Annotated in this window: 17 protein-coding genes; 5 read left to right on the plus strand and 12 right to left on the minus strand. The window is 65.0% G+C overall.

The features are described from left to right. The 3 genes from ptsP to TZ03_RS22245 form a co-directional block, all read left to right on the plus strand. On the plus strand, window positions 1-1,109 hold a 1,109-nt coding region (gene ptsP / locus TZ03_RS22235), incomplete at its 5' end, for a phosphoenolpyruvate--protein phosphotransferase (RefSeq protein ID WP_051100433.1). After that, window positions 1,110-2,057 carry a 1-phosphofructokinase gene (gene pfkB, locus TZ03_RS22240; RefSeq protein WP_051100434.1) on the plus strand — a complete coding sequence of 316 codons (948 nt, stop codon included), beginning with the start codon at window positions 1,110-1,112 and terminating at the stop codon, window positions 2,055-2,057. Continuing rightward, window positions 2,054-3,790: a PTS fructose-like transporter subunit IIB gene (locus TZ03_RS22245; protein ID WP_051100435.1), complete on the plus strand. Its 1,737-nt coding sequence runs from the start codon at window positions 2,054-2,056 to the stop codon at window positions 3,788-3,790. Before pfkB ends, TZ03_RS22245 begins: the two co-directional genes overlap by 4 nt. A gap of 160 nt (window positions 3,791-3,950) precedes the next feature. Here the strand turns inward: TZ03_RS22245 and TZ03_RS22250 are convergent, their stop codons facing one another. Then, the gene (locus tag TZ03_RS22250) at window positions 3,951-4,172 is read right to left on the minus strand and encodes a DUF3820 family protein (protein WP_051100473.1); all 222 of its coding nucleotides are present in this window, start codon (window positions 4,170-4,172) and stop codon (window positions 3,951-3,953) included. 202 nt (window positions 4,173-4,374) lie between these two features. Between TZ03_RS22250 and TZ03_RS22255 the strand changes: the two genes are divergently transcribed. Beyond that, complete coding sequence (locus TZ03_RS22255) at window positions 4,375-4,851, plus strand: ferritin-like domain-containing protein (protein ID WP_051100436.1); 477 nt, start codon at window positions 4,375-4,377, stop codon at window positions 4,849-4,851. Here the strand turns inward: TZ03_RS22255 and TZ03_RS22260 are convergent. From TZ03_RS22260 to norR, 11 genes are all read right to left on the minus strand, one after another. After that, complete coding sequence (locus TZ03_RS22260; protein WP_051100437.1) at window positions 4,848-6,344, minus strand: sensor domain-containing diguanylate cyclase; 1,497 nt, start codon at window positions 6,342-6,344, stop codon at window positions 4,848-4,850. The genes TZ03_RS22255 and TZ03_RS22260 overlap by 4 nt on opposite strands. Window positions 6,345-6,568: 224 nt before the next feature. After that, on the minus strand, window positions 6,569-7,903 hold the full coding sequence (locus tag TZ03_RS22265) for an OprD family porin (RefSeq protein ID WP_051100438.1): 1,335 nt from the start codon (window positions 7,901-7,903) through the stop codon (window positions 6,569-6,571). A gap of 206 nt (window positions 7,904-8,109) precedes the next feature. Next, complete coding sequence (locus tag TZ03_RS22270; protein ID WP_051100439.1) at window positions 8,110-8,334, minus strand: hypothetical protein; 225 nt, start codon at window positions 8,332-8,334, stop codon at window positions 8,110-8,112. Window positions 8,335-8,643: 309 nt separating this feature from the next. Further along, window positions 8,644-10,032 (minus strand): heavy metal sensor histidine kinase, encoded by a 1,389-nt coding sequence (locus TZ03_RS22275; RefSeq protein WP_051100440.1) that lies wholly within the window; start codon window positions 10,030-10,032, stop codon window positions 8,644-8,646. Continuing rightward, entirely contained in the window at window positions 10,007-10,681 is a 675-nt protein-coding gene (locus tag TZ03_RS22280) for a heavy metal response regulator transcription factor (RefSeq protein WP_051100441.1), read from the minus strand. Before TZ03_RS22280 ends, TZ03_RS22275 begins: the two co-directional genes overlap by 26 nt. A gap of 9 nt (window positions 10,682-10,690) precedes the next feature. Further along, window positions 10,691-13,783 carry a multidrug efflux RND transporter permease subunit gene (locus TZ03_RS22285; protein WP_051100442.1) on the minus strand — a complete coding sequence of 1,031 codons (3,093 nt, stop codon included), beginning with the start codon at window positions 13,781-13,783 and terminating at the stop codon, window positions 10,691-10,693. Then, complete coding sequence (locus tag TZ03_RS22290) at window positions 13,780-14,943, minus strand: efflux RND transporter periplasmic adaptor subunit (RefSeq protein ID WP_051100443.1); 1,164 nt, start codon at window positions 14,941-14,943, stop codon at window positions 13,780-13,782. The genes TZ03_RS22285 and TZ03_RS22290 overlap by 4 nt, the downstream gene beginning before the upstream one ends. Window positions 14,944-15,226: 283 nt before the next feature. After that, window positions 15,227-15,961, minus strand: coding sequence for a YkgJ family cysteine cluster protein (locus TZ03_RS22295; RefSeq protein WP_051100444.1), 735 nt, complete (start codon window positions 15,959-15,961; stop codon window positions 15,227-15,229). Then, window positions 15,958-16,269, minus strand: coding sequence for a hypothetical protein (locus TZ03_RS22300; protein WP_051100445.1), 312 nt, complete (start codon window positions 16,267-16,269; stop codon window positions 15,958-15,960). The genes TZ03_RS22295 and TZ03_RS22300 overlap by 4 nt, the downstream gene beginning before the upstream one ends. A gap of 88 nt (window positions 16,270-16,357) precedes the next feature. Then, on the minus strand, window positions 16,358-17,257 hold the full coding sequence (locus TZ03_RS22305) for a chemotaxis protein (RefSeq protein WP_051100446.1): 900 nt from the start codon (window positions 17,255-17,257) through the stop codon (window positions 16,358-16,360). 207 nt (window positions 17,258-17,464) lie between these two features. Next, complete coding sequence (gene norR / locus TZ03_RS22310) at window positions 17,465-19,018, minus strand: nitric oxide reductase transcriptional regulator NorR (RefSeq protein WP_051100447.1); 1,554 nt, start codon at window positions 19,016-19,018, stop codon at window positions 17,465-17,467. 155 nt (window positions 19,019-19,173) lie between these two features. Here norR and hmpA point away from each other — a divergent pair, with 155 nt between their 5' ends. Next, window positions 19,174-20,352 (plus strand): NO-inducible flavohemoprotein, encoded by a 1,179-nt coding sequence (hmpA, locus tag TZ03_RS22315; protein ID WP_051100448.1) that lies wholly within the window; start codon window positions 19,174-19,176, stop codon window positions 20,350-20,352. The last annotated feature ends 166 nt before the right edge of the window (window positions 20,353-20,518 follow it).

Raw genomic sequence — 20,518 nt, forward strand, 5'->3', positions numbered from 1 at the left:
CCCGTGCCCTGGGCATTCCGGCGGTGGTGGGGGCGGGGGCGGCGATACTGTTGCTGGACAGTGGCACGCCGCTGCTGCTCGATGGCCAGCGCGGCGTGGTCAGCGTGGCACCGCCGGCGGATGAACTGCAACGTGCCCTGGCCGAGCGCGACTTGCGCGAGCAGCGCTTGCAGGCCGCCTGGGCCAACCGCTTCGAGCCGGCCGTCACCCGTGATGGCCACGCCGTCGAGGTGTTCGCCAACATCGGCGAAAGTAGCGGCATCGCCAAGGTGGTGGAGCAGGGCGCCGAAGGCGTGGGCCTGCTGCGCACCGAACTGATTTTCATGGCCCACCCCCAAGCTCCGGATGTGGCCACCCAGGAGGCCGAGTACCGCCGTGTGCTCGATGGCCTCGACGGGCGGCCATTGGTGGTGCGTACCCTCGATGTCGGCGGCGACAAGCCGCTGCCGTACTGGCCGATCGTTGCCGAGGAAAACCCCTTTCTCGGCGTGCGCGGCATACGCCTGACCCTGCAACGCCCGCAGGTGATGGAAGAGCAGTTGCGGGCCTTGCTGCAGGCTGCCGACCAACGCCCGCTGCGCATCATGTTCCCGATGGTTGGCCAGGTACACGAGTGGCGCGAGGCGCGGGCCATGGTCGAGCGCCTGCGTGCAGAGATCCCGGTGGCCGACCTGCAACTGGGCATCATGGTCGAAGTGCCTTCGGCGGCCCTGCTGGCGCCACAACTGGCGCGCGAAGTGGACTTCTTCAGCATCGGCACCAACGATCTGACCCAGTACACCTTGGCCATCGACCGTGGTCACCCCAGCCTCTCGGCCCAGGCCGATGGCCTGCACCCGGCGGTGCTCGGCCTGATCGACATGACCGTGCGTGCCGCCCATGCCCATGGCAAGTGGGTCGGCGTGTGCGGCGAGCTGGCGGCCGACCCGCAGGCAGTCGCCGTGTTGCTGGGGCTGGACGTGGACGAACTCAGCGTCGCCGCGCGCAGCATTGCCGAAGTCAAGGCCCTGGTTCGCCAGGCCGATCACCAGACGGCCCGCGCCTTGGCGCGCGAGGCCCTGCAACAGGACAGCGCCGCAGCGGTTCGCGCGCTGGTGGAGCGTTACTGAATGGCCAAGATCCTTACCCTCACCCTGAACCCGGCGCTGGATATCACCATCGGCCTGGATACCCTGCGCCCAGGGCAGGTCAACCGCAGCCAGGTGCAGCATAGCCACGCCGCGGGCAAGGGGCTGAACGTTGCCCAGGTACTGGCCGACCTGGGGCACAGCGTTACCGTTGGCGGTTTTCTCGGGCGCGACAACCTGCAGCCGTTCGAGTCGCTGATCGACTGGCGCGGCTTTGCCGACTGCTTTGTCCGCGTGCCGGGTGAAACCCGCAGCAACATCAAGCTGGTCGAGGCCGATGGCCGCGTCACTGACATCAACGGCCAGGGCCCGGAAGTCGACGAGGCGGCACGCAGTGCCTTGCTGCGCCGCCTGGAACAGCTCGCCCCGGGCCATGATGCCGTGGTGGTGGCGGGTAGCCTGCCGCGCGGGGTCAGTGCCGACTGGTTCCGCCAGTTGCTCGAGCAACTGCAGGCCCAGGGCCTCAGGGTGGCCCTGGACAGCAGTGGCGAAGCCCTGCGTAGCGGCCTGCAAAGCGCGCCCTGGCTGGTCAAGCCCAATACCGAAGAGCTAGGCGAGGTGCTTGGCCTGGCTGTGGATAACCCGGCGCAGCAACGTGCCGCCGCCGAGCGCCTGTTGGCCAGCGGCGTTGAACACGTGGTGGTGTCCGCTGGCGAGCAGGGCGTCAGCTGGTTCGCCCGCGACCTGGCCATGCATGCTCGCCCGCCCAAGGTACGGGTCGCCAGCACCGTGGGTGCGGGCGATTCGCTGGTGGCTGGCATGGTCCATGGCTTGCTGCTGGGCGAAGCCCCTGCGCAGACCTTGACCCGGGCCACTGCCATCGCCGCCCAGGCCGTCACCCAGGTCGGCTTCGGCATCCGTGACCGCGAGCAACTGGCGCGCCTGGAGGCTGCCGTGCAACTGACAGAACAACAAGAGGGTTGCCGATGAACATTGCCATTGTCACCGCCTGCCCCAACGGCCAGGTGTCGAGTGTGCTGAGCGCGCGCTTGCTGTCGGCCGCTGCCCAGCGGCGTGGCTGGAGCACCAGCGTCGAGGTGCAGGATGCCGGGCACCCCGAGCGGCAACTGAGCGCCGCGCAGATCGCCGAGGCCGACTGGGTGCTGGTGGTCAGCACCGGCCCGGTGGACCTGGCCCGTTTCGTTGGCAAGCGCGTGTACCAGAGCACGCCGTCCCAAGCCCTGGCCGACCGTGAGGGCTTCCTCGATGAAGCGGCGGCGAACGCCCAACTGCTGGCGGCTATACCTGGCCCTGCCGAGGCGGGCAACGCTGGCGTACGCATCGTCGCGGTCACGGCCTGCCCGACCGGCGTCGCACACACGTTCATGGCCGCTGAGGCCTTGCAGCAGGCTGCGCAACAGCTGGGCTACCAGCTCATGGTCGAGACCCAGGGATCGGTCGGTGCGCGCAATGCCTTGCCTGCCGAAGCCATCGCCGAAGCCGACGTGGTGCTGCTGGCCGCTGACATCGAAGTGCCCACCGCGCGCTTTGCCGGCAAGCGCATCTACCGCTGTGGCACCGGCATCGCCCTCAAGCAGGCCCGTGCCACCCTGGACAAGGCCCTGGCCGAAGCCAAGGTCGAAACCGGCGCCGATGCCACAGCGGTTACCACGGCGGCGAAGGGCGAGAAGACCGGTGTGTACAAGCACCTGCTGACTGGTGTGTCGTTCATGCTGCCGATGGTGGTGGCAGGCGGCCTGCTGATTGCCCTGTCGTTCGTGTTTGGTATCGAGGCTTACAAAGAGCCGGGCAGCTTGCCGGCGGCGTTGATGCAGATCGGCGGCGAGGCCGCGTTCAAGCTGATGGTGCCGCTGCTGGCGGGCTATATCGCCTGGTCCATTGCCGACCGCCCGGGGCTTGCGCCCGGCATGATCGGCGGCCTACTGGCCAGCACCCTGGGCGCGGGCTTCATCGGTGGCATCATCGCCGGTTTCCTCGCCGGCTACAGCGCCAAGGCCATTGCCCGTTGGGCGCGCTTGCCCAGCAGCCTGGAGGCGCTCAAGCCGATACTGATCATTCCGCTGCTGGCCAGCCTGTTCACCGGATTGGTGATGATCTACGTGGTTGGCCAGCCGGTGGCGGCAATGCTTGAAGGTCTCACGCACTTCCTCGACAGCATGGGCACCACCAATGCCATCCTGCTGGGCCTGTTGCTGGGCGGCATGATGTGCGTCGACCTCGGTGGGCCGATCAACAAGGCCGCCTACGCTTTCTCGGTGGGGTTGCTGGCTTCGTCCAGCTACGCACCGATGGCGGCGACCATGGCCGCAGGCATGGTGCCGCCGATCGGCCTGGGCATTGCCAGCTTCCTGGCCCGGCGCAAGTTCGCCCAGAGCGAGCGCGAGGCGGGCAAGGCGGCACTGGTGCTGGGCTTGTGCTTCATCTCGGAAGGGGCGATCCCGTTTGCCGCCAAGGACCCGTTGCGGGTGATCCCGGCCAGTGTCGCCGGTGGTGCGCTGACCGGAGCGTTGTCGATGTACTTCGGCTGCAAGCTGATGGCGCCGCATGGCGGCCTGTTCGTGCTGCTGATCCCCAATGCGATCAACCATGCGCTGCTGTATCTGCTGGCGATAGTGGCGGGCAGCTTGTTGACGGCGGTGGTGTATGCGCTGATCAAGAAGAGCGAGCGGGTGGAGTTGGCGGTGGCGCCGGTGAAGGGTTAGCACACCAATCTACAGGTCGATCACCCTGTGGGAGCGGCCTTGTGTCGCGAAAGGGCTGCGCAGCAGCCCCAGAAGTTCTTGCGTCAAGGCTGAAATCATGGGGCCGCGTTGCGGCCCTTTCGCGACACAAGGCCGCTCCCACAATGCCCGTGTAAGCCAGTCAGCGCCGATGCTTCTGCCGCAGCGGCAGCAACAGATCACCCAGCCCGTTGTGATCGATCTCATGCATCAACGCCAACAACCCACCCAGCTCCCCTGCCGGAAAACCCTTACGCGCAAACCACGCCAGGTAGTCCCCCGGCAGATCGGCAATGATTCGCCCCTGGTACTTGCCGAACGGCATGCTGCGGGTCACCAGCAGTTCGAGGGTTTCCGGCTTCATCATCGGTGTACCTGCCTGTGGAAAGCGCCGACCATACTGCAATCTGCACGAAGGCCCAAGCGCCAATCATGCAGAACGCCGTTGTCAGGTTTCATTTGGTTGTTTTCAACTTTCTGAAAACAAAGCACTTTTCTGAATCTTAACGCTTGGCACGAACACTGCTCTCTTACAGATGACTATCACCTGCCAAGGAGTTCGTACCATGAGCAACCCCAACAAAGACGTGATCGACGTGCTCAACGACCTGATCGAGTACAGCAAGGATGGCGAGAAAGGTTTCAAGGCCTCCGCCGATGATGTGAAGAACCCCGAGTTGAAAGCGTTCTTCGTCCAGCGTGCCGGTGACTGCGCCAACGCCGCTGGTGAGCTGCAAAGTGAAGTGCGCCGCCTGGGTGGCGACCCGGAAACCTCGACCAGCATCAGTGGTGACTTGCATCGCGGTTGGGTAAACCTCAAGTCGATGGTCACCGGCAAGGATGAAGAAGCCGTGCTGAACGAAGTCGAGCGCGGCGAGGACCACGCCTTGAAAGCTTACAAGGAAGCTCGCGAGAAACTGGTGAAACTGGGGCGCACCGCCAGCGACCAGACCTACACCCTGGTAGAAAAACAGCTGCAAGGCGTGCAGCGCAACCATGACCAGGTCAAGGCCCTGCGTAACGCCGTCCGCGCCCGTTCTTAAGGGGCCGGCCCCTCTACCCGGTTGCGGCCTTTGGCCTTGGCCCGGTAGAGCGCTTCATCCGCGGCACTCAGCACCCTTGCGAGGTCTTGCTGGGTGCCTGCCTCGTACAGGCCGATGCCGATGCTCACCGTCACCGCGCGGCCGTCATCGGCAAACGCGGCCAGAGCTTCGACGCTGCTACGAATGCGCTCGGCCAGCAGCTGTGCGCCGGCCAGGTCGGTTTCCGGTAGCACCACCTGAAATTCCTCCCCGCCATAACGTGCCGCCAGGTCTGCCGGGCGGCGGATGCATGCCTCGATGGTCTTGGCCACTTCGCGCAAGGCATGGTCGCCACCAGCATGGCCATGGCGCTGGTTGAACGCCTTGAAATGGTCCACATCCACCATCAGCACCGCCAATGGCTTGTGGTTGCGTTGGGCGCGGGCCCATTCCTGGCGCAGCACCTGGTCCAGGCGGCGACGGTTGGCCAGGCCGGTAAGGCTGTCGGTGGCGGCCAGGGTAGCCAGGCCCTGTTCGGCCTCCTGGCGGCGGCGCAGCTCGCGGCCGAGCAGCAGGGTCAGCCAGAGAATGCCCACGCACAGCACGCCGGTGGCCACGCTGACCAGGACGGCGGTGCGGCGCCAGGACTGGAACACCTCCTCAGTGGAGTGCACCACCAGGACGATCAGCGGCAACTGCGCGACCCTGGCGAAGGTGTACATGCGCAGGCTGTCGTTGCTGCCGGAGCGGGCAGTGAAGTTGCCGCTTTGCTCGCTGAGAATGCGTTTGAAATTCGGCCGCTCGGCGTAGCTGCTGCCAATCAGCGGGTCCTGCGGGCGGGAGGGCTGGCGGGCCAGCAATTGCCCGTCGCTGTTGAGCAGGTTGATGCTGCTGTCGTCGCCAATGTCCAGGCGCTGGAACAGTTCGCTGAAGTACGACAGGCGCAGCGCACCCGCTGCCAGCCCGGCGAATTCGCCATCGGGGCCGGAGATGCGCCGGCTGAAGCTGATACACCAGTCCAGGTCGCCGAGCGTGGCCTTGAACGGCGGGCCCACCAGCAAGCCGAGGTTGGCATTGCGCTGGTGCGCCTTGAACACCCCGGTGTTGCCGAAGTTGGCCTTGCGCGGCACGCTGCTGCTGGAGTCGCCCACCACATTGCCTTGCTGGTCCAGCCACAGCACGTCGCCGCGCTTACGGTCGACAAAGGCTTCATTGAACAGCAGGCGCTGGCGCAGTGGGCCGGGTATTTCCGCCAATTCCTTGCGCCCGACCGCCCAGATCAGGCCCTGCAGTGACTGGTCGTAGAGCTCGACGTTGCGCAGGATGTCGCTTTCGATCAGTTGGACGATGTTGTTGGACGAGCGGATCGTCGACAGCTCCACACTATCGCGCTCACGTGCCAGCAGGTAGCTGACGATGGCCACGATGGCAAGCACGGCAAGGCAACTGCCCAGGTTGAGGATCAGTTCGGGGTGCGACCTGTAGAGTGCGAAACGCGGTGATCGGCTGGGCATGCTCGCTACTGCGTGGGCAGGGCCATTCGCGGCGGCGATATTCTAGGGAAGCGGGCATTGTCGAACAAGATTTGTCCGACGGAATCACGCATGGGGCTGCTGCGCAACCCATCGCCGGCAAGCCAGCTCCCACAAGTACTGCGCCAGTCTCAAGGGCTGCACTGTGCCTGTGGGAGCTGGCTTGCCGGCGAAACGAGGGCGAAGCCCTCGCCTGCGGTTTTGGATCAGAACACGTTCAACGGGTAATCGACGATCACCCGTATTTCATCGTTGTCGCTGCTGCTGTCGATCGACGCGTAACCCTGGCTGCCACGGTGGGTGGCATAGCGCACCAGCACCGACAGGTCCTTGAGGTCGCCCTGCTGGAACACGTATTTCACGTCCAGGTCGCGCTCCCAGTGCATGGCGTTCTTGCCATCGGCGTCGTAGTAGTCGTAGTGGGTGTTGCTCTGGTCGGCCTTGGTCAGGTCCGCTTCACCGCGCGAATACGACAGCGATGTGCTCAGGCCAGGGATGCCGACACCTGCGAAGTCATAGTCGTACTGCAACTTCCACGAGCGCTCGTTGGGCGCGTTGAAGTCCGAGTACATGCGCGAATTGTCCAGGTACACGCTGTCGCCCAGGTTGATGTAGTCGAACGGCGTGTCGCCATTGACCCGCTGGTAGGCGGCAGTGACGCTGTGGTATCCAGCGTTGACGGTGAAGTGCACGCTGTAGGTGTTGTTGTCGATCTTGCCCAGCAAGGCCTGGCCGGTGTCCTGGGTGTGATAGAAGTGCACGCCCGGGTTCAGGCTGACCAGGTCGTTGACCACGTAGGTGTAGTCGAAGTCAGCGTAGTACTGGTTCCAGATGTCCTTCAGCTCGGCGGCATACAGGTTGGCGGTGATGTTCTCGGTACCGCTCCACGACGCGCCGGCCCAGTTCAGGTGCTTGCTCTTGTCGTGCTCGTCCAACCGGCCGTAATAGGTGTTGATGCGGCGGTGGCCGCTCTGGTTGTAAGGCTTGGTGAAACTCACCTGGCCGCCTTCGAGCAGCAGGCCGTCGATGCTGGTGTTGGTCAGGCTCACACCACGGAAGGTCTGCGGCAGCATGCGGGTTTCGCCGCCGGCGATCACCGGGTTGGTGAGGAACAGGTCACCGGCTTTGAGTTCGGTGTCGAAGGCCTTGAGCTTGACCGCGGCACCGGCAGTGGAGAACGAGTGCGGGGCAGCGCCCAGCTCGCCGTCGTCCTTGATGTGCTCGGGCAGGATGCTGCTACCGGCATGGCCGCCACCGCCATCGAGCTTCAGGCCCAACATGGCATGGGCGTCCAGGCCGAAGCCGATCACGCCCGGGGTGTAGCCGGACTCGAAGCGGGCAACCGCGCCCTGGCCCCACTCGCGGGTGTCGCGCACGCCGGGGTTGTGGTTGTCGCGGTTGAAGTAGGCGTTACGCAAATGCAGGTTGAAGGACGAACCTTCGATGAAGCCATCAGCCTTGTCTTCATCTGCCTGGGCGGCGAAAGGGATCGTTGCAGTCAACGCAATGAACAACGGGGTGAAACGAAACGCGGAAGGCACCGGTACTAGCTCCTTTGGTCTGGCGGTGGGGCAGTTTTTATTTTTGAATGTGCGTCTTTCTTATAGGTGTACGTTACAGCCGGGCTGATAGTTAAAAGCACATAAAAAAAGCCGCTGATCGGCAGCGGCTTTAAAAGGCTAACATATCGGCACCGGTGGTGCCCATGGCGTAGCCAAGGGAAAACGGGAGCAGCGACAGTGCTTGATCAGCTGTCGGCATTGACATCGACAGAGGCTTTCGAAGCTGTCTGTTTTGCGTCTTTTACGGCGTCAGCCTTGTTTGCGGCTACAGCTTCGCGGGCCTCTTGGTGGACGGCGGCGAGCTCTGCATTACGGGTGACGAAAGCCTGGGATTCTTCGGCCATGGCCAGCGGCGACAACAACAGGGAAGACAGGACGAAGACGCTGGCAATACCCATACTGTTGGACATTTGAAACTACCTTCTTGCGGTGCAAGTGCTAATGAGGACGGGGCTAAAGTTAGTCCTTTCAATGCATTTGAAACAGAGCGAAGTGCGATAAGCACTGTTGCGCAAAAGGTAATTATCGCTGGAAAAGCAATTGGACTTTCGCCGAAAACCCGCATGCTAGAGGGGCTACATAGCCCATGTGGGAGCGGCCTTGTGTCGCGAAAGGGGCGCGAAGCGGCCCCAGGTTCTGTGGCATGGCATCAATCGCCGGGGCTGCTTCGCAGCCCTTTCGCGACACAAGGCCGCTCCCACAGGTGCTGTGCCCGGCGGTCAGACGTGGATCGGCAGCCGGATACCAAAGGTATTGGCCCCAGCCCCACTGCGCACGAACACTTCCCCGCCATGCATCAGGGCAATCGCCTTGACGATCGCCAAGCCCAGCCCGTGGTTACCGCCGCCAGCGTTGCTGCGCGCCGCATCCACCCGGTAGAAGCGTTCGAACAGCAACGGCAGGTGCTCATCGTCGATCGCCGGCCCAGGGTTGCTGACGGCGATGCTGACCTGCTCCGGCCCGGCATCGATCTGCACCTGGATCACCTGATGTGGCGCCGTGTGCTGCACGGCGTTGTTCAACAGGTTGATCAGCGCCCGGCGCAACTGGGCCTTTTCGATGGGCGCCTGGGCATCGCCGCTCACCCTCACGCTGACCTGCGCGTCTTCGAGGATGTAGTCCAGGTAATCGAGGGTAGTCGCCACTTCCTCGGCCAGCGAGGCCTGGGTCAGGGCGGTGGCCTTGCTGCCCTGGTCGGCGCTGGCCAGGAACAGCATGTCGTTGATGATGCTGCGCAGGCGCTCCAGCTCTTCCAGGTTCGATTGCAGCACCTCGAAGTAGTGCTCGGCGCTGCGGCCGCGGGTCAGTGCCACCTGGGTCTGGCCGATCAGGTTGGTCAGTGGCGAGCGCAGTTCGTGGGCGACGTCGGCATTGAACGCTTCCAGCCGTGAATAGGCCTGGCTGACCCGGTCGAGCGCGGCGTTGAAGGCGCCGGCGAACTGTGCCAGTTCCGGGGCCAGGGCGTGGGTTTGCAAGCGCCCGTCCAGGCGCGGCGGGGCCAGGGCCTGCGCCTCGTTGGACAACGCCAGCAGCGGGCGCAGGCCAATGCGCGCTACCCAGTAGCCCAGCACCGAAGCCAGCAGCACGCCAAGCACGGCCAGGCCGACGATGGCCACCAGCAGGCTGTGCTGGGCTTGCCAGAAGGTTTCGGTGTCGATGCCGATCAGAAAGCGCAGCGCTGGCCGCTCGCCCAACGCGGGCAGTTCGCTGACCAGCACCTTGTACGGGTAGGGCTGGTCGGGCAGGCGCAGGTCGCGCATGCCTTGCGCACCTTCGGCGAATGCCCGGACCAGTTCGCTAGGATGGCCGTATTCGTAGGCTGGGTCGCTGCTGACTACCCAGAAGCGGATACGCTTGTCCTCTTCGCTGAGCAGGTTGAGCTTGTTGTTGATCTTGGCCCAGTGCTCCGGCGTGCCGAAGCGGTTGAGGGTGGATTCCAGCACGCTGAAACGCGCGTCCAGCTCTGCTTGCGGCAGCAGGTCGAGGCTGCGGTCGACCTGGCGATACAGCGCCGAGCCGATCAGCACGAACACGCCCAGCGCGACCAGGATGAACAGCGCCGACAAACGCAGCGCGATGGAATTACCCCGCACGGTTTTCCAGGACATAGCCCATGCCTCGGATGGTGTGCAGCAGCTTGTTGTCGAAAGGCCCGTCGAGCTTGGCGCGCAGGCGCTTGATCGCTACCTCGACGACATTGGCGTCGCTGTCGAAATTGATATCCCAGACCAGCTCGGCAATCGCCGTCTTCGACAGGATTTCGCCCTGTCGGCGCGCCAGTACGCTGAGCAGCGAGAACTCCTTGGCGGTCAGGTCCAGACGCTGGCCGGCACGTGTGGCCTTGCGCGCCATCAGGTCGATCCACAGGTCAGCCACCTGCACCTGCAGTGGCTCATGGCTGCTGCTGCGCCGGGTCAGGGCCTGCAGGCGGGCGACCAGTTCGAGGAACGAGAACGGCTTGCCCAGGTAGTCGTCGGCGCCTTCGCGCAGGCCGTGGATGCGGTCTTCGACCCGTTCACGGGCGGTCAGCATGATCACTGGCGTCTGCTTGCGCGCCCGCAAGGCGCGCAGCACGCCGTAACCGTCCAGGCCCGGCAGCATCACATCCAGCACGATCACCGCGTAGTCGCCCTCCAAGGCCATGTGCAGGCCATCGATGCCGTCCCGTGCCAGGTCGACGGTAAAGCCCTGTTCGCTCAGGCCGCGATGCAGGTAGTCGGCGGTTTTTTCTTCGTCTTCGATGATCAGCACACGCATGGTCTTGTCCTAACTGGCACTTGGCGCCGCCGCACGGGCGGCCTGACGGCGGTGGAACAGGCGCTCCAGGGCCAAGTATATGACCGGGGTGGTGAACAGCGTCAGGGCCTGGCTCACCAGCAGGCCGCCGACCACGGCGATGCCCAGTGGCTGGCGCAGCTCGGCACCAGTGCCAAAGCCGAACATCAGCGGCAGCGCGCCGAGCAACGCGGCAAGGGTGGTCATGATGATCGGCCGGAAGCGCGTCAGGCACGCCTGATGGATCGCCTGCTCGGGCGTCAGGCCCTGTTGGCGCTGGGCTTCGAGGGCGAAGTCGATCAGCAGGATGCCGTTTTTCTTGACGATACCGATCAACAGCACCACGCCGATCAACCCCATGATGCTGAAGTCCTGGCCCATGGCCCACAGCAGGATCAATGCGCCCAGGCCGGCGGAGGGCAGGGTGGAGATGATCGTCAGCGGGTGGACGAAGCTTTCGTACAGCACGCCGAGGATGATGTACACCGCCACCAGCGCCGCCAGGATCAGCCACGGCTGGCTCGACAGCGAGCTCTGGAAGGCCTGGGCCGCGCCCTGGAAGTTGCCGCTGATGGCGTCGGGCATGCCCAGTTCGCGCTGGGTGCGTTCGAGGATGCTCACCGCATCGCCCAGCGCCACGCCGGGGGCCAGGTTGAACGACAGGTTGGCGGCGGGGAACAGGCCGTCATGGCTGATCGACAGCGGCCCGGTGCTGGGCGGCGCCACGTGGGCCACCGCCGACAGCGGCACCATCTCGTTGGTCAGCGGCGAGCGCAGGTAGAAGTAGTTGAGGCTTTCGGCCTTGCCGCGCTGGCGCGCATCCAGTTCGAGGATCACCTTGTACTGGTTGGTTTCGGTCTGGAATTCACTGATCTGCCGTTGGCCGAAGGCGTCGTACAGGGCCTGGTCGACGTCGGTGGTGGTCAGGCCGAAACGCGCCGCGGCCTGGCGGTCGATGTCGATGCGGGTGACGCTGGCGCCCAGTTGCAGGTCGTTGGACAGGTCGCGGAACGCCGGGTTTTCCCGTAGGCGGTCGGTCAGGCGCTGGGTCCACAGGTTCAGTGCCACACCGTCGTTGCTCTTGAGCACGTACTGGTACTGGGTGCGTGACGGGCCGGAGCTGAGGTTGATGTCCTGGCCGGCGCGCATGTACAGGACGACGCCGGGTACCTGGGCGAGCTTGGGCCGCAGCCGGTCGATCAGTTCGCTGGCCGACACATCGCGCTCGCCACGCGGCTTCAGGGCGATCCAGAAGCGGCCGTTGGCGATGGTCTGGTTGCTGCCGGTGACGCCCACCGCATGGGAGAATGCGCGCACCGCTGGGTCGGCCGCGATGATCTTGGCCAGTGCCTGGTGTTTCTCGATCATCGACGGGTACGACACGTCCGCCGCTGCTTCGCTGGTGCCGAGGATGAAGCCGGTGTCCTGCAACGGGAAGAAGCCCTTGGGGATGGCCACGTAACCGGCGACCGCCAAGGCCAGGGTCAGGCCGAACACGCCGAGGGTCAGGCGCTGATGGGCGAGGGCGTGGTCCAGGCCCTTCTCGTACCACCTGAGCAGGCGCTCGCCGAAACCGCCTTTGTGCTCGCCGGGTGGGCGGCGCATGAACAGCGCGCACAGGGTCGGCGCCAGGGTCAGCGAAACCACCACCGAAATCAGGATGGTGGCGGTGGCGGTGAGGGCGAACTCCTTGAACAGCCGGCCGACCACGCCGCCCATGAACAGCAGCGGGATGAACGCGGCGATCAGCGAGAAACTGATCGACACCACGGTGAAGCCGATTTCCCCGGCGCCCTTGAGCGCCGCCGTGCGGCTGTCGTCGCCGGCTTCCAGGTGGCGGTGGATGTTCTCCACCACCACGATGGCATCGTCGACCACGAAACCCACCGAGATGACGATGGCCACCAGGGTCAGGTTGTTCAGGCTGAAACCGAAGATGTACATCAGCGCGCAACTGGCGATCAGCGACACGCCGAGCACGCTGGACACCACCATGGTCGCCGACCACTGGCGCAGGAACAGCGCCATCACCCCGATCACCAGGGCTACGGCGATCATCAGGGTCAGCTCCACTTCGTGCAATGAGGCGCGGATGGTCTGGGTGCGGTCCTGCAGCACCGACACCTCGACCGCGGCCGGGAGCATTTCCTGCAGCTTGGGCAGCGCGGCCAGCACCCGATCCACGGTATCGACGATGTTGGCGCCGGGCTGGCGGAAGATCACCAGGTTCAGCCCTGGCTGGTCGCCGGACCAGGCCCTGACGTAGGCATTCTCGGCGCCGTTGACCACCTTGGCCACGTCCTGCAGGTGCACTGGGGCGCCGTCGCGGTACGAGACGATCAGCTGGGCGTAATCCTCGGGATGGAACAGCTGGTCGTTGGCAGCGATGGTCGACACGCTGTGTTCGCCATACAGCGCGCCCTTGGCCAGGTTCAGGCTGGTCTGCTGGATGGCCAGGCGCAGGTCGGCCAGGGTCAGGCCGATGGCGGCGAGCTTCTCGGGTTGTGCCTGCACGCGGATCGCCGGGCGCAGTTGCCCGGTGATGTTGATCAGGCCAACCCCGTCGATCTGGCTCAGCTGGCGGGCCAGCAAGGTCTCGGCGTAGTCGCTCAGGTCGTTGCCGGGCATCTGGTTGGAGCTGACCGTCAGCACCAGCACCGGGCTGTCGGCCGGGTTGACCTTGCGCCAGGTGGGCGGGTTGGGCAGGTCTTGCGGCAGGCGCGCGGTGGCTGTGTTGATCGCCGCCTGCACCTCCTGGGCGGCGGTGTCGATGTTCTTGTCGAGGGTGAACTGCAGGATCAGGTTGGTCGAGCCCAGCGCGCTGCTGCTGGTCATCTGGGTCATGCCGGGGATAGCACTGAACTGCACCTCCAGCGGCGTGGCCACCGACGAGGCCATGGTTTCCGGGCTGGCGCCGGGCAGTTGGGCGGTGACCTGAATGGTCGGGAAGTCCGCTTCCGGCAGTGGCGCCACCGGCAGGCGCGGGAAGGCGATGGCCCCCAGCAGCACCAGGGCGAAGGTCAGCAGCAGGGTAGCGATGGGGTGGTCGATGCACCAGGCCGAAACAGCGTTGCGCGTGTTCATGGCTGGCTCCGGCGGTCGGCCATTTCCGATGCGGCGGGGGCATCGGGCGTAACCTCGACCCGCGAACCCGGCTTCAGCCGCGACTGGCCATCGAGCACCAGGCGCTCGCCCGGTTTGACCCCGGCAATGATGTTCAGGCCGCTGTCCTGGTACAGCACCTTGACCGGCACGCTGGTGACCTTGTCGCCGTCCAGGCGGTAGACGAAGTGCCCGTCGACCCCGCGTTGCACCACCGGCGGCGGCACCACCAGGGCGTTTTCGTCGACGGCGGTGCGCAGGCGAATGGTGACCAGTTGGCCCGGCCACAGGCGGCCGTCCTTGTTGTCGAACTCGGCCTTGACCCGCACCGTGCCGGTGGTGGCGGAAATCTGGTTGTCGATCAGCGCCAGGTGGCCGTCGCCCAGCAGGCTGCGTTCGCCGTCGGCGTCCATGTAGGCCTGCACCAGTGCCGGGGCGGGCGCCTTCAGCAGGCTCTGTAGGGTCGGCAGCATCTGCTGCGGCAGGGAGAACTCGACGGCGATCGGGTCGATCTGGGTGACGCTGAACAGGCTGCTGGTGTCGCTGGTGCGCACCAGGTTGCCGGGGTCGACGTTACGTATGCCGACGCGGCCAGTCACGGGCGAGCGGATCTGTGTGTACGACAGCTGCACCTCGGCATTGGCGATGGCCGCCTGGTTGCCTTTGACCGTGGCCTGCAATTGGTTGACCAGTGCCTGTTGTTGATCGAGGGTCTGTTTCGACACCCCATTGTCGGTGCTGAGCAGGCGGTAACGCTTGAGGTCGACACCGGCGACCTGGATCTGCGCCTGGCTTTGCCCGAGTTGCGCGCGCGCCTGATCGAGGCTGGCGCGGATGGTCCGGTCGTCGAGGGTGGCGAGCAGGTCGCCTTCCTTCACCCACTGGCCTTCCTTGACCAGCACCTGGGTCAGCACCCCCTCCACCTGCGGGCGCACCTCGACGCTGTGCAGCGATAGCACCGAGCCGATGGCGCTGGCATAGCGGGGGACGTCCTGCTGGGCAACGCTGACCACGCGCACCGGGATGGCCGTTTGCGCATGGGCGGCAGGTGCTGGCTGGCGCTGGCTGAACCAGATGCCTGCTACCACCAGCACCAGGAGCGCCAGGGCGGCGAGGAGGACAGAGCGGGACGGACGTCGCATCGGTGCGGGCACCTTGGCCAGAGGGGAGGGGAACGGTTTTCTGTATTCAAGCTTATAGCCCCCGGACCGGGTCGGCAGCGTGACCGCTGGCTGACAGCCTTGTCAGTTTCGGGCCAGAAACAGCGTTCTCAGATCATGCGCGGTCTCTTTTTTGTGGGAGCATTGCCTGGACTGGCCTCATCGCCGGCAAGCCAGCTCCCACAGGTACTGCACAGGGCTTGAGGCCCATGCGGTCGCTCCCACAGAGGTCGCCTGGCGATAGCCTTGTAACATGGCGCTCTGGTTAGAAACCGATGAAGGCGTAGTACACCGGCGGTTCGCTGGTAGTCCGCAACCCATGCGCGAGCAAGCTTGCCGCCAGGGCATCATCCTGCACATGCAGGGTCCACTGCGCGCCGTCATCCTCTGGCAGCTGCGCCAGGGCAGCGGCAAAGGCCGCCATCTCTGGCAGGTAGGCGGTAAAGCCATTGCCCTTGAGCGCACTGGTGGTCATGCCCAGCGCCTGGCACACCGCCACCTTGGCGGCGATGTCGTCCCGGTCGGCCTGCCGGGATGCCTGCACCAGCGCTTCGAGCTCGGCATCGACCAGTTGTGTGCCATGAATCAGCGCTGGCCCCTGCTGCCAGGCTTCGGGCGGGCAGTCCTTGTTTTCGGGACGCAGCGGGATATGCGGGTTGATTTCCACCGGGTAGATGCGGCATACCAGCGGGCGCTCGTCATAAATGGTGCACAGGTCGTTGTCGTCGAGATTGCGGCAACGCCCGGGGTTGAAGGCGGCAAAGGTCACCGATACACGCGCCTCGCTGGCGCCGCAGCGTACCGCATGGGAACGGCGCAGCACATGCTCACGCTGCTCCAGTGGCATGCCGGGGCCATCGGTGACGAAGGCTTCGATCAGCACCACCACTTGGCCGTTGGCGTCCGCCCAGCGGCGTGCTTCGGCCAGGGTCAAGGGTACATGGTGGCCGGTGCAGCACTTGCCGCAGCCGGTACAGCCGAAACGCAAGCTGTCGTTCACTTGGGTTCCGGGCTCCACTCGCTGACGAAGGCCCGCTGGTGCTGGCGGTCGTACAGGCACAGTTCGGTGCCGCTGCGCTGCTGCATGTGCTTTTGTGGGTATACGCCTTCGATCAGCAGTGCGCTCATGCCGACCTGGTCATCGAACTCGGCGGGCTTGCCGCGGGCGTGGGCATCCTTGAACTGGCTGGCGGCCAGGCAGGCCTTGAGCATCTGCTGGCGCTGCTCGTTCCAGGCCTGGCTGCTGGAAGCCTGGGCGACTCCGCTGAAGAGGGCGCAGCTGATCAGGATAGAGCTGAAAAACTTCATACGCGTTTCCGGCAAGTTTCTTCCGAGGGGCGCGAATTATGCCCGACTCACCCCCGGCGGCAAGCCGGGGAGTTTGTCGCTGAATATATCAGTGCTCGGCGAACACCACGGCGCGGGCGGCCACCACCAGACAATCGGTCAGCTCTGGCGAGGAGAATTTGGTGAGGATGGCATTGGCCCCGGCCAGGGTCGCTTTCTCGCTGCTCATGGCGCTGTCCAGCGAGGTGTGCAGCAGTATGTAGAGGTGCTGGAAGTCGGGTGTTTCACGCAGGGTGCGAGTGAAGGCGTAGCCGTCCATTTCGCTCATTTCGATGTCGGAGACGATGATGTTGATCTCCTGCGCGGTGCCTTGCAGTTCCAGCAACACGTTGATGGCGTCCTTGGCGCTGCGCGCGGTGTGGCATTCGATACCAAGGTTGCGCAGGGTGTGCACCGACTGCTGCAGGGCCACCTGGCTGTCGTCCACCACCAGGATATTGGCGGCGGCAAGCAGGCTGGCGTCTTCTTCGTTCAACGTAGCGTGATGGGGCTCGGCCACGGGTGGGGCAATGGCGTGGATGACCTTTTCGATGTCCAGTACCTGCACCAGGGTGTTGTCGACCCGGGTCACGCCGGTGATGAACGAGCGGTTGCCCGAGCCATAGGGCGGCGGTTTGATGTCGGTGCTCAGGCAATGCACGATGCGGCTTACCGCCTGCACATGCAGGCCCTGGCGCGAACGGCTGATCTCGGTGACGATCAGGCAGCCGCCGTTCGGGTCGGCCAGTGGCCGTTCGCCAATGGCGCGGGACAGGTCGATGACCGACAGCGAGTGGCCGCGCAAGGTAGCCACGCCTTTTACGTGGGGGTGCGATTCGGGCAGCTTGGTCAGGGGCGGGCAGGGGATGATCTCGCTGACCTTGAGCAGGTTGATTGCCATCAACTTGCCGCTGCGCAGGGTGAACAGCAGCAGGGACAGCGAGTCCGCGCGGGCGTTTTGCGTGGCCATGGTGACCTTCGTGGGGAACAGGGGTAACCGGTTATCGGCCTGTTTTGCTCGGGCTTTAGGGCGGCGGCGGATTCTGGGGCTGCTGCGCAGCCCATCGCGACGCAAGGCCGCTCCCACAATGGGTACGCGATCTCCTGTGGGAGCGGCCTTGTGTCGCGAAAGGGGCGCCAAGCGCCCCCAGGATTTCTCAGGCTGCCATCCAACTCCTCAGCGCAGCCCCAGCCGGCGGGCCAGGCGGCTGAGGTTGGCGCGGTCCAGGCCCAGTTCACGGGCCGCGGCTGCCCAGTTTTCCTGGTGCCGTTGCAGGCAGGCGTCGATCACCTGGCGCTGGTAGATGTCGACGGCTTCGCGCAGGCCGCCTGCGGGCAGTGCTGCCACCTGCAATGGCGCAGCAGGGGCGGGCGGGGCGCCCGGCGTTGCTGCTACACGGAGGTCCAGGTCGATGGCTTCCAGGGTGAGGATGCGTGGCCGATCGCTGTGCTGACCCAGCGCCTTGAGCGCCGAGCGGCCAATCAGGTGTTCCAGTTCGCGGACGTTGCCTGGCCAGTCGTAGGCCAGCAGCGCGGTCTGGGCTTCACTGCTCAGGCGCAGGCTGTTCAGGCCCAGGCGCGAACGGTTCTGTTCGAGGAAGTAGCCTGCCAATAGCAGCACGTCACGCCCACGTTCGCGCAACGGCGGCACATGCAGCGGGTACACGCTGAGGCGGTGATAGAAGTCGGCGCGGAAGTTGCCCGTGCGCACTTCCGCCGCCAGGTCGCGGTTGGTGGCGGCGATCAGGCGCACGTCCACCCGGTGCTCGCGGTCCGAGCCCAGGCGCTGCAGCTGGCCGCTCTGCAGCACACGCAACAGCTTGGCCTGCACCGTCAGTGGCAGTTCGCCCACTTCGTCGAGGAACAGCGTGCCGCCGTTGGCCAGTTCGAACTTGCCCCGGCGCTCGCCGTGCGCGCCAGTGAAGGCACCCCGCACATGGCCGAACAGTTCGCTTTCCACCAGGGTGTCGGGCAGGGCGGCGCAGTTGAGGCTGACCAACGGCTTGTCGGCGCGGTTGCTGGCCTGGTGCAGCGCCTGGGCCACCAGCTCCTTGCCGACCCCGGTTTCGCCAGTGATCAGCACGGTCAGGTCGCTGCCGCCGACCAGGCGGATTTCCTCCACCAGGCGCTTGTGCGCGGCGCTTTGGCCGATCAGTTCTTTATCCTGGCCGCTGGCCTGGCGGTAGATTTCGGCACGGTGGTGCTCGTCCTCGGCACGCAGGGCCAGGTGCTCGATGCGCTCGGCCACGGTGACCGTGGCGGCGGCCAGGCTGGCGAAGGCCTGCAGGGCCTCCAACTCCATGCTCTGGAACTGCCCGGGGGTGAGGGCATCGAGGGTGACCAGGCCCCAGGGGCGCTCATCGACCATCAACGGGCAGCCCATGCAGTCATGCACTTCAAGGTCGGTATCGGGGGCGTTGACCAGGCCATCGTAGGGGTCGGGCAGCTCGGAATCGCTGGCGAAGCGGGTGGGCTGCGGGCGGCTGAGCAGGATCTGGAAGCGCGGGTGCTCGCTGACCCGGAAGCGCCGGCCCAAGGTATCGGGGCTCAGGCCGTCGACCGCCAGCGGCACCAGCCACTCGCCGTCCAGGCGCAGCAGCGCGGCGGCATCGCACGGCAGTAGCCCACGCATGGCCTGCAACAGGCGGCGGTAGCGTTCCTGGTCGGGCAGGTCGCGGGACAGGTCGCTGACCAGGGGCAGCAAGGTGGTGAGCAGCGGCTTTGTGGTCATATAGACTCCTGTAAAGTCGATATGACTATACGTCGAGGTGGGTCGTTTTGACATGACATGCGTCAACCCATTGATTTTACTGGCCATAAAAGTTGGCACGATTGATGTAATAGCTGGGGCAGTCATTTGAAGCCACAGGCTCAGGAGTCGTTGCAATGCTCAATGCCGAACAACGTGCAATCATCAAGGCCACCGTCCCCCTGCTGGAAAGCGGCGGCGAAGCACTGACTACCCATTTCTACAAGATGATGCTCAGCGAGTACCCGGAAGTGCGCCCGCTGTTCAACCAGGCCCACCAGGCCAGCGGCGACCAGCCGCGTGCCTTGGCCAACGGCGTGCTGATGTATGCCCGCCACATCGACCAGCTGGAGCAGCTCGGCGGCCTGGTCGGCCAGATCATCAACAAGCACGTTGCCTTGCAGATTCTGCCGGAACACTACCCGATTGTCGGCAGCTGCCTGTTGCGCGCCATCGAAGAAGTGCTTGGCAAGGAAATCGCCACTCCCGCCGTGATCGAGGCCTGGGGTGCGGCCTATGGCCAACTGGCCGACATCCTGATCGGCGCTGAAGAGAACCTCTATAAAGAGAAGGAAGAGGCCGAGGGCGGCTGGCGCGGTACCCGCGAATTCCGCCTGGTACGCCGCGAGCAGGAAAGCAGCGAGATCGTCTCGTTCTACTTTGCCCCGGTGGATGGCAAGCCGGTCCTCAAGGCTGAGCCCGGGCAGTACATCGGCCTGCAACTGTTCATCGACGGTGCCGAGCAGCGCCGCAACTATTCCCTGTCGGCGCTGTGCGACGGCAAGGAGTACCGCATCAGCGTCAAGCGCGAAGCGGGTGGCAAGGTTTCCAACTACCTGCACGACGAGTTGGTGGTTGGCGATACGCTGCAGTTGTTCCCACCGGCGGGCGATTTCACCCTGGCTGCCAGCGACAAGCCGCTGGTACTGATCAGTGGCGGCGTGGGTATCACCCCGACCCTGGCGATGTTGCAGGCGGCACTGCAAACCAAGCGCGAGGTGCATTTCATCCACTGTGCACGTAATGGCGCGGTGCATGCCTTCCGTGACTGGATCGACGGCCTGGCCGAGCGTTATCCGCAGCTCAAGCGCTTCTACTGCTACGCCGAGCCGGAAGGTGGCGCCGCGGCCGATGCCGTGGGCCTGCTGAGCGAGGACCTGCTGGCCGAATGGCTGCCGTCTGAGCGTGACGTGGATGCCTACTTCCTCGGGCCCAAGGGCTTCATGGCGGCGGTCAAGCGCCAGCTGAAGGGCCTGGGTGTGCCGGAGCAGCAGAGCCGCTTCGAGTTCTTCGGGCCGGCGGCTGCCTTGGAGTGATGTAGCACCTGTACTGGCCTCTTCGCGGGCTTGCCCGCTCCCACAGGAACACCACTGCTTTCAAATCCTGTGGGGTAACTGTGGGAGCGGGCAAGCCCGCGAAGAGGCCGGCACAGGCATAAGCAATCATCCCAGCCGCTGGCAAGCCAGCTCCCTCGCAGCATTG

Origin of the sequence: Pseudomonas sp. 10-1B, assembly GCF_000935045.1 — a bacterium.
Taxonomy (GTDB): domain Bacteria; phylum Pseudomonadota; class Gammaproteobacteria; order Pseudomonadales; family Pseudomonadaceae; genus Aquipseudomonas.